We start from the raw sequence: 10,232 nt of genomic DNA, 5'->3' as shown, positions 1-10,232 counted from the left end.
CTGAGAAGGCCCCGAAGTTGCATTCGGGGCCTTTTTGCGTTGCCCACACCGTCCGAAAGGCGCGCAGACGCAACATCTGTCATGATATTTCCCGCCATGGTTAAAACTCCGGTTGGCACTGCCTGCTGACTGACCTAGTGTGACCTTGAAAAACAGAGGATCAGGAAGCCCGACATGGCAAGATCCCAGCTTGGGGTTCAGACGCAGTTTTCCAGACCGGTCCGCCAGATCGTAATGATGTTGCTTGTCATTGTTCTGGTTGCGGTGGGAACCTATTTTGCCCTGCCGCGCGTGGCAGGCATTTTCCTTGCGAACATATGGCTGAACGGGTTTATTTTTCTGGTCTTTGTCATCGGGGTGTTTGCGACCTTCTGGCAGGTGATCCAGTTGAACCGGTCCATTGTGTGGATCGAAGGGTTTGCTGCGGGCACGCCGGGGCATGATGCGACAGTGCCGCCGTCCTTGTTGCTGCCGTTGGCGGCGCTTTTGCGGGGGCGGGGGCTGGGCACCCAAATCAGTTCCGGTTCGGCAAGTTCCATCCTTGATTCGGTTGGCACGCGGCTGGATGAATTGCGCGACATCACGCGCTACATCATAAACCTTCTGATATTCCTTGGCTTGCTGGGCACGTTTTACGGGCTGGCCACCACAGTTCCCGCTGTGGTCGACACTATCCGGTCCCTTGCGCCCGAAGACAATGAAACCGGAATTCAGGTGTTCGACAACCTGATGAGCGGGCTGGAAGCGCAGTTGGGCGGGATGGGCACGGCGTTTTCGTCATCCTTGCTGGGGCTTGCGGGCTCGCTGGTGGTGGGCTTGCTGGAATTGTTCGCGGGCCATGGCCAGAACCGGTTTTACCGCCAGCTTGAAGAATGGCTTAGCTCTATCACGCGCCTTGGCATGGCGGGGTCCGACCCCGAACAGGGCGGCGGTGAAATGGGCGCAGTGGTGCAGGTGCTTGATGCCATCGCCGAACAGATGGAAGCGATGCACCGCCAGCAGGTTCAGGCCGATTATGAACGTGGCCAGCTTGATCAGGCGCTTGGCTATCTGGTGCAGGCCATTGACCGGCTGGCCGAAGGCGGGCTTGGCAGCGAGGATGCGCAGGCATCTTCTGCGGTTCTGGAACGCATTGCCGCCGGGCAGGAAGAATTGTTGGGCTATTACCGGCAGGACGCGGTTCAGGGTGGCCCCCATGCCGAAGCTGAAATCAGGTTGCGCCTGCGCAGCATTGACGGGCAGCTTTTGCGTATTTCCGAAGAACTGTCTGCGGGCCGTCTGGAAACAACGGCAGATTTGCGGTCTGATTTGTCCAACCTGACAATGGCCGTGCGCCAGTTGTCGCGCGCTGGATTTGGCGTGCGCCGCGACGGGGGGGCATAAGCCGTGGGACTGGCACGCGGCAGGGGCACCCGGCGCGAGGTCAGCGGCGCAATCTGGCCGGGTTTTGTCGACGCGATGACAGCGCTTTTGTTGGTGCTGATGTTCGTGTTGTCGATTTTCATGATTGTGCAGTTTGTCTTGCGTGACACCATCACCGCGCGCGAAACCGAACTGGAAGGGCTTAGCGCGGAAGTGGCCAGTCTGGCCAATGCGCTGGGGATTTCGCGCGCGCGTGTCGCCTCGCTGGAAGGGCAGGTGACGGGTCTGGAAGGCGATCTTGATGACGCGCGCGCGTTGATGGCCGCGCAGCTTGCGCGCATCAGTGGCCTGTCGCGCGATCTGGATGCCAGTCAGGCCGAATTGAGCACGGCACAGGCGCAGATCACCCGGTTCGAAGCGCAGGTGGCCGCGCTGATTGGCGAACGTGACAGCGCGCTGGCACAGGGCGCGGAACTGACCGCCAATCTGGCGGAACTGGAAGCGGCCCGGCAAGTGTTGATTTCCGAACAAGACGCCATGGAACTGGCGCTTGCGCGGTTGCGTGACGAACTGGATGCGGAAACGCAGGCCGCGCGTCTGGCGGCGGCGCGGGCTGAAGCAGTGGAAGCCGCCCTTGCGCAGGCGCAGGCGGACGCGTCGGCGCAAGAAGCGTCGCTTGCGCAACTGGCGCAGCAACTGGCCCTGTCTGAAACCGCGCGCCTTGCAGCCACCGAAGGCCAGACAGCGTTGCAACAGGATCTGACTGCCGCCCGGCAGGACCTGGACGCAGCGCAGGCCGCGCAACTGGCCGAAGCCGCCGCTGCCGAAGCGCTGCGCGCGCGGCTGGCCGATGTGGAAACCGCGCTAAGCGAAGAAGAACGCCGCAGGCTTGCCGATGCAGCCGCAGCGCAGGCGTTGCGCGACAGGCTGGCGCAGGCCGACACTGAACTGACCGCCATGACCTTGCAATTGGAAGCGGAACGCGCGCGCGCCGAAGAAACCCTGACCCTGCTGGCCGCCGCCCGCGCCGCCGAAGCTGACCTGCAGGCCGATCTGGATGTGGCCTTGTCCGAACGCGAACGTCAGGCGGCCTTGCGCAGGACGGCGCAGGCCGCATTGGCCGATGCGCAAGCCCAATCCACCGACGACCAGCGCAGTCTGGAATTGCTCAACCAGCAGGTTGCGGCCTTGCGCGGGCAGGTTGGCGGTTTGCAAGACCTGCTGGGCGAAGCACGCGCGCGCGAAGATGCGGCGAACACGCAGATTGAAAGCCTTGGCGCGGACCTGAACCTTGCGCTGGCCCAACTCGCCGCCGAGGAACGCCGCCGCGCCGATCTGGAAGCGGCAGAACGCGAAAGGCTGGAACAGTTCCGGTCAGAATTCTTTGGCCAGTTGCGGCAGGTTCTGGAAGGGCGGTCCGGGGTTGAGATTGTGGGCGACCGGTTTGTGTTTTCATCCGAGGTGTTGTTCGAGGTTGGCTCGGCCGATCTGGCGCCGGAAGGGCGTTCGCAAATTGGCAATGTGGTGTCCATCCTGCAAGAGGTTGCGGATCGCATACCGCCCAGTATTGACTGGGTTTTGCAGGTTGACGGGCATACAGACAACCTGCCCATCGCACCGGGGGCGGAATTTGCCGATAACTGGGAACTTAGTCAGGCGCGTGCGTTGTCGGTGGTGCGCTACCTGACCGAAACCATGGGCTTTCCTGCGTTCCGGCTGGCGGCTGCTGGGTTTGGCGAATACCGCCCCGTTGACACTGACAATACCGCCGCCGCGCGCGCGCGCAATCGCCGCATTGAGCTAAAACTGACTGAGCGGTAAGCCCGCGTGATTCTTCCATCGCAGGGTGGCGCTGCGGGGTTTTGTGTGCAGTTGCATACAGTTTTGCACGAAAACTCCCGATGTGGGCGCTATCACACAGCCGCTTTCCAGTCGTGGCCCTTGCGCGACGGGCGCGAAGGGACTAGGCAGTGCGGGTCACACAAACGATCCGGAGATCACTGATGGCCAGACCCAAAATTGCACTGATCGGCGCTGGACAGATTGGCGGCACACTCGCCCATCTGGCTGCGATCAAGGAACTTGGCGATGTTGTCCTGTTCGACATTGCCGAAGGCACACCGCAGGGCAAAGCGCTTGATATTGCCGAATCCGGCCCTTCAGAGGGGTTTGACGCCGCGCTGAAAGGCACCACCGACTATGCCGATATTGCGGGCGCGGATGTCTGCATCGTGACCGCTGGTGTCCCGCGTAAACCGGGCATGAGCCGCGATGACCTGCTGGGCATCAACCTGAAGGTCATGAAATCTGTTGGCGAAGGTATCCGCGACCATGCGCCAAACGCGTTTGTCATCTGCATCACCAACCCGCTGGATGCGATGGTCTGGGCGCTGCGCGAATTTTCGGGCCTGCCGCATAACAAGGTTGTGGGCATGGCTGGCGTGCTGGACAGCGCGCGGTTCCGCCATTTCCTGAGTGTGGAATTCAACGTCTCCATGCGCGATGTCACGGCGTTTGTGCTGGGCGGCCATGGCGACACTATGGTGCCACTGGTGCGCTATTCAACGGTTGCGGGAATTCCGCTGCCGGATCTGGTGTCGATGGGCTGGACGACTCAGGACAAGCTGGACGCGATTGTGCAACGCACCCGCGATGGCGGCGCCGAGATTGTGGGCCTGCTCAAAACCGGGTCGGCATTCTACGCCCCTGCGACCAGTGCCATTGAAATGGCCGAGGCCTATCTGAAAGACCAGAAACGCCTGCTGCCTTGCGCGGCCTATTGTGATGGCGAATTCGGCCTGAAGGGCATGTATGTCGGTGTTCCGACAATTATCGGTGCGGGCGGCATCGAGAAGATTGCCGATATCAAACTGACCAAGGATGAACAGGCAATGTTCGACAGTTCGGTTGCGGCGGTGCGCGGGCTGGTCGAGGCTTGCAAAGGCATTGATCCCAGCCTTGCCTAAGCGCGGGCTGTGTCCCGAACCTGTTTCAAAACCCAAAGGGCCGCGCAATCGCGCGGCCCTTTGCAACAGTTCACAGCAGTAACATATTAAAGCAATCACGTTTTTGTGATCCCTGCGCTACCGCTGCCATTTTGTGATCACAGTTTTTCAACGTGTGATCACAAAATGCAGATTTTCCGCCGATCCTGAAAGTTTGCTGTAGTTCTTCATTGTTTTTTGGCTGAAATCTGGCATGGACGGATTAGAAAATATAGCAGATGGGACAGTTTCATGAATATTCATGAGTATCAGGCGAAGGGCCTTTTGCGCTCTTACGGGGTGCCCGTGTCGGATGGGCGCATTGTTTTCCGTGCGGAAGAAGCTAAAACTGCCGCCGGTGAACTTGACGGCCCGCTTTGGGTTGTGAAGGCTCAAATCCACGCGGGTGGCCGTGGCAAAGGGCATTTTCAGGAAGCATCAGCTGGCGAGAAAGGTGGCGTGCGTCTGGCCAAATCCGTCAGCGAAGCCGAAGAAATGACCAAGCAGATGCTGGGCCGCACATTGGTAACGCACCAGACCGGACCAGCAGGCAAGCAGGTCAACCGCATTTATATCGAAGACGGGTCCGACATCTCGCGCGAACTGTATCTGGCGCTTCTGGTGGACCGCGTGACCAGCCGCATCAGTTTCGTTGTCTCCACAGAAGGCGGCATGGACATTGAGGAAGTGGCAGCGTCCACCCCCGAAAAGATCCTGTCCTTCAGCGTGGACCCCGCGACCGGTATTCAGGGCTTTCATGGCCGTCGCGTGGCCTTTGCGCTGGGTCTGGAAGGCAAGCAGGTCAAGCAATGCGTCGATCTGGTGAACAAGCTGTATAAACTGTTTGTCGAACGCGATGCGGAGATGGTGGAAATCAACCCGCTGATCGTGACCACCGATGGCGACATGAAATGCCTTGACGCCAAAATGGGCTTTGATTCCAATTCGCTGTATCGTCAGGCCGATATTCTGGCGCTGCGCGATGAGACGGAAGAAGACCCCAAGGAACTGGCCGCCAGCAAATATGACCTGAACTACATTGCGCTGGAAGGCGAGATTGGCTGCATGGTCAACGGCGCGGGCCTTGCCATGGCCACGATGGACATCATCAAACTGTATGGTGCCGAACCTGCCAACTTTCTGGATGTGGGCGGCGGCGCGACCAAGGAAAAAGTCACCGAAGCCTTCAAGATCATCACCTCGGACCCCAATGTTAAGGGAATTCTGGTCAATATCTTCGGGGGGATCATGCGCTGCGACATCATTGCAGAAGGTGTGATTGCCGCCGTTAAGGAAGTGGGCCTGCAAGTGCCGCTGGTGGTGCGTCTGGAAGGCACGAATGTCGACCTTGGCAAACAGATCATCAACGAATCCGGTCTGAATGTAATTGCCGCCGACAACCTGTCGGACGCGGCTGAAAAGATCGTCAAAGCGGTGAAGGGATAAGTCAGATGGCAGTTCTTGTTGATAAAAACACAAAGGTCATCTGTCAGGGCTTCACCGGCTCTCAGGGGACGTTCCATTCCGAACAGGCCATCGCCTATGGCACGCAAATGGTGGGTGGCGTCACGCCGGGCAAGGGCGGTCAGACGCATCTTGACCTACCGGTGTTCAATTCCGTCCATGAAGCGAAAGCTGTGACCCAGGCGAATGCCAGCGTCATCTATGTGCCGCCGCCCTTCGCGGCCGATTCGATCCTTGAAGCGATCGATGCTGAAATGGAACTGATCGTCTGCATCACCGAAGGGATTCCCGTTCTGGACATGATGCGCGTGAAACGTGCGCTGATTGACAGCAAATCGGTGTTGATCGGTCCGAACTGTCCCGGTGTCATCACGCCCGATGCGTGCAAAATCGGCATCATGCCCGGTCACATCCACCGTCGCGGGTCCGTGGGGGTTGTGTCGCGGTCGGGAACATTGACCTATGAGGCAGTGAAACAGACCACAGATGTGGGTCTGGGCCAGTCCACATGCGTGGGTATTGGCGGCGATCCCATCAAAGGGACCGAGCATCTTGACGTTTTGGAATGGTTTTTGGCCGATGATGAAACCGAATCGATCATCATGATCGGTGAAATCGGGGGCAGTGCCGAAGAAGAAGCCGCGCAATTCCTGAAAGATGAAGCAAAACGCGGGCGCTCCAAACCCTGCGCGGGCTTTATCGCTGGCCGCACCGCCCCCCCGGGGCGTCGCATGGGCCATGCAGGTGCGATTGTGGCTGGTGGCAAAGGTGGTGCCGACGACAAGATCGAAGCGATGAAAAGCGCCGGTATCATCGTGGCCGACAGCCCCGCAGGTCTGGGCGAGGCTGTGCTGAAGGCTATCGGCAAATAACAATGGTTCCCGCAAAAAGGGGGGCGAGTTTATGACCATAACGCAGGCCATTTTGAATGGTTTTCGCAATGCGTTTACATTCTCGGGGCGGTCACGCCGCCCCGAGTATTGGTTCTTTTTCGCCTTCGTTTTTGGTGGTGCCGGTGCGCTTGGGGCGCTGGACCTTCTTCTGTCCGGCGTCACAGGCGGCTTTTTGTTGCGCGCCTTCCAGATACTTGTCTTTGTGCCGTTTCTGGCAGTGGGCTGGCGCAGGCTGCAAGATACGGGCCGGCCGGGGTGGTTCCTACTGGTGCCCTCGGCCATTGTGGTGGCCAGCACCTTCGTGTCGGGTTCCGTTTTCCAGCAGATGATAAGCCGTGTCCTGTCGGGGTTTGGCGTCGCTGTTGATGCTGGTCCGGGCGGGCTGGTGGGGGCGCTGTCCCTTGTTCAGATCCTGGCAGGATTTGTGATTGTGTTGTGGATGTCACGGCCCAGTCAGCGTGGGCCAAATACCTATGGCCCTGAACCGCGCGTGCAGTGACGCGCATAATGTTTACCGTAGCACAAAGGTGCTGAGATGAATGATCAAAGTCCCAATGACCAACTGAGTGCGCAGGATTTTTTGCAAGGGCATAACACTGATTATGTGGAAGCGCTGCAGGCACGCCATGCGGCGGACCCGTCCTCGGTTGATGCGGCATGGGCAGACTATTTCCGCGCTTTGGGCGAAACTGAAGCTGATGCAACGCGCGCGGCCGCCGGTCCCAGTTGGGCGCGCCGTGACTGGCCGCCCGTTCCCAATGACGATTTGACCGCCGCATTGACAGGCGAATGGCCCGCTGCGCCCGCGCAGAAACCGGGCAGTAAACCCACCGCTGTGGAAGCCGATGCTGCGGCTCAGAAGATTACCGCCAAAGCCGCTGAAAACGGCGTGACCCTGACCACGGAACAGGTGCGCGGCGCAGTGCTGGACAGTCTGCGCGCGCTGATGATCATTCGCGCCTATCGCATTCGGGGCCATCTGGTTGCTGATCTGGACCCGCTGGGCCTGCAACGCGAGGAGCCCCACCCTGAACTGGACCCGCGTTCCTACGGCTTTACCGAAGCCGATATGGACCGCCCCATTTTCATTGATAATGTTCTGGGGCTGGAAGTTGCGTCCCTGCGCGAGATTATCGACATTCTGCAACGCACCTATTGCGGCACATTCGCACTGCAATTCATGCATATTTCCAACCCCGAACAAGTGTCCTGGCTGAAAGAACGCATTGAGGGGCTGGGCAAGGAAATCCAGTTCACCAAACGCGGACGCCGCGCCATTCTGGACAAGCTGGTTCAGGCCGAAGGCTTTGAAAAATTCCTGCATGTCAAATACATGGGCACCAAGCGTTTCGGGCTGGACGGGGGCGAAGCGGTTATTCCCGCGATGGAGCAGATCATCAAGCGCGGTGGCGCGCTGGGGGTGCGTGAAATTGCCGTTGGCATGCCGCACCGGGGGCGGCTGAACATTCTGGCCAACGTGATGGGCAAGCCTTACCGCGCGATCTTCAATGAATTTCAGGGCGGCAGTTTCAAGCCCGAAGACGTGGACGGGTCGGGGGATGTGAAATACCACCTTGGGGCGTCTTCGGACCGCGAATTTGACGGGAATACAGTGCATTTGTCGCTGACCGCCAACCCCTCGCATCTGGAAGCGGTGAACCCCGTTGTTCTGGGCAAGGTGCGCGCCAAGCAAGACCAGATTGGCGACGCAGAACGCCGGCAGGTTCTGGGCGTGTTGCTGCATGGCGATGCGGCATTCGCCGGTCAGGGTATCATTGCCGAAGGGTTCGGGCTGTCGGGCCTGCGCGGTCACCGCACCGGCGGGACCATCCATCTGGTTGTAAACAACCAGATCGGGTTTACCACCGCACCACATTTCAGCCGGTCATCCCCATACCCCACCGATATTGCCCTGATGGTGGAAGCGCCGATTTTCCATGTGAATGGCGATGACCCCGAAGCCGTGGTGCATGCCGCCAAGGTGGCTACGGAATTCCGCCAGAAATTCCTGAAGGATGTCGTGATCGACGTGTTCTGTTATCGCCGCTTTGGCCATAACGAAGGCGACGAGCCGATGTTCACCAACCCCGCCATGTATACCAGCATCAAGAAGCATAAATCCACGCTTCAGTTGTATACCGAACGGCTTGTTGCGGACGGGCTGATCCCCGAAGGCGAGATTGAGGATATGAAAGCGGCGTTTCAGGCCCATCTGAATGATGAGTTTGAAACCGGCAAAACCTACAAACCCAACAAGGCCGACTGGCTGGACGGGCGTTGGTCGCATCTCAACCGCGAGGGCGAGGAATACCAGCGCGGCCAGACATCGATTCCCAGCGAAACAATGGCCGAAATCGGCGCGGCGCTGACGCGCTACCCTGACGGGTTCAACATTCACAAAACCGTTGTGCGCCAGCTGGAAGCCAAGAAAGAAATGTTCGCGACCGGGCGCGGGTTCGACTGGGCCACTGCGGAAGCGCTGGCCTTCGGGTCCTTGGTCACCGAAGGGTATCCCGTGCGCCTTGCGGGGCAGGATTCCACCCGCGGCACGTTCAGCCAACGCCATTCCGCGTTCATCGATCAGGTGTCCGAGGATCGCTATTACCCGCTCAATAACATCAAGGACGGGCAGGCCCGGTATGAGGTCATCGACTCCATGCTGTCGGAATATGCTGTTCTGGGGTTCGAATATGGCTATTCGCTGGCCGAACCCAATGCCTTGGTGATGTGGGAAGCGCAGTTCGGTGATTTCGCCAATGGGGCGCAAATCATGTTCGACCAGTTCATCAGTTCGGGCGAAAGCAAATGGTTGCGCATGTCCGGTCTGGTCATGCTGTTGCCGCACGGGTTCGAAGGGCAGGGGCCGGAACACAGTTCCGCGCGTCTGGAACGCTTCTTGCAGATGTGCGCGCAGGACAACTGGATCGTTGCGAATTGTTCGACCCCTGCGAATTATTTCCACATTCTGCGCCGCCAGATTCACCGCAGCTTCCGCAAGCCGCTGGTGCTGATGACACCGAAATCCCTGCTGCGCCATAAACTGTGCATTTCCGAAGCCACGGATTTCACCGAAGGGTCCAGCTTTCACCGGGTGTTGTGGGATGATGCGCAAAAGGGCAACAGCACCACGGAACTGGTGGGGGATGACAAGATCAAGCGTGTGATCATGTGCTCGGGCAAGGTCTATTATGACCTGCTTGAAGAACGCGACGCGCGCGGGATCACGGATATCTATCTGCTGCGGGTCGAACAATTCTATCCTTTCCCGGCGATGGCGCTGCTGAAGGAAATGGAACGTTTCCCCAATGCAGAAGTTATCTGGTGTCAGGAAGAACCAAAGAACCAGGGCGCCTGGAGCTTCATCGAACCGAATATTGAATGGGTTCTGGGACGTCTGAAAGGGGCCAGCAAACGCCCCCGTTATGTGGGGCGCACGGCAAGTGCCTCTCCGGCGACAGGGCTTGCCAGTCAACATAAAGCACAACAAGAAGCGCTCGTGAATGAAGCGCTGACAATCGAGGGATAACAA

General features: G+C 59.0%; 7 protein-coding genes. All 7 read left to right on the top strand.

The genetic code is table 11. The annotated features are described in order from the left end of the window. Positions 1-174: 174 nt before the first annotated feature. The 7 genes from ACTZWY_RS16875 to ACTZWY_RS16845 all read left to right on the top strand — a co-directional run bounded on the left by ACTZWY_RS16875 (position 175) and on the right by ACTZWY_RS16845 (position 10,229). Positions 175-1,383 carry a biopolymer transporter ExbB gene (locus tag ACTZWY_RS16875; protein WP_444791878.1) on the top strand — a complete coding sequence of 403 codons (1,209 nt, stop codon included), beginning with the start codon at positions 175-177 and terminating at the stop codon, positions 1,381-1,383. Positions 1,384-1,386: 3 nt separating this feature from the next. Then, positions 1,387-3,183, top strand: a complete 1,797-nt coding sequence (locus ACTZWY_RS16870) for a peptidoglycan -binding protein (protein ID WP_444791877.1) — start codon at positions 1,387-1,389, stop codon at positions 3,181-3,183. A gap of 182 nt (positions 3,184-3,365) precedes the next feature. Further along, positions 3,366-4,328, top strand: a complete 963-nt coding sequence (gene mdh / locus ACTZWY_RS16865) for a malate dehydrogenase (RefSeq protein ID WP_444791876.1) — start codon at positions 3,366-3,368, stop codon at positions 4,326-4,328. Positions 4,329-4,598: 270 nt separating this feature from the next. After that, positions 4,599-5,792, top strand: a complete 1,194-nt coding sequence (sucC, locus tag ACTZWY_RS16860; protein WP_444791875.1) for an ADP-forming succinate--CoA ligase subunit beta — start codon at positions 4,599-4,601, stop codon at positions 5,790-5,792. 5 nt (positions 5,793-5,797) lie between these two features. Continuing rightward, positions 5,798-6,682 (top strand): succinate--CoA ligase subunit alpha, encoded by an 885-nt coding sequence (gene sucD / locus ACTZWY_RS16855; RefSeq protein WP_444791874.1) that lies wholly within the window; start codon positions 5,798-5,800, stop codon positions 6,680-6,682. A 31-nt stretch (positions 6,683-6,713) separates the two neighbouring features. Continuing rightward, the gene (locus ACTZWY_RS16850; protein WP_444791873.1) at positions 6,714-7,202 is read left to right on the top strand and encodes a DUF805 domain-containing protein; all 489 of its coding nucleotides are present in this window, start codon (positions 6,714-6,716) and stop codon (positions 7,200-7,202) included. Between the two features lie 36 nt (positions 7,203-7,238). Further along, entirely contained in the window at positions 7,239-10,229 is a 2,991-nt protein-coding gene (locus ACTZWY_RS16845; protein ID WP_444791872.1) for a 2-oxoglutarate dehydrogenase E1 component, read from the top strand. Positions 10,230-10,232: the final 3 nt, after the last annotated feature.

Origin of the sequence: Roseinatronobacter sp. NSM (genome assembly GCF_052379845.1) — a bacterium.
GTDB lineage: Bacteria > Pseudomonadota > Alphaproteobacteria > Rhodobacterales > Rhodobacteraceae > Roseinatronobacter.
This window is presented reverse-complemented; position numbering and strand designations above follow the sequence as displayed.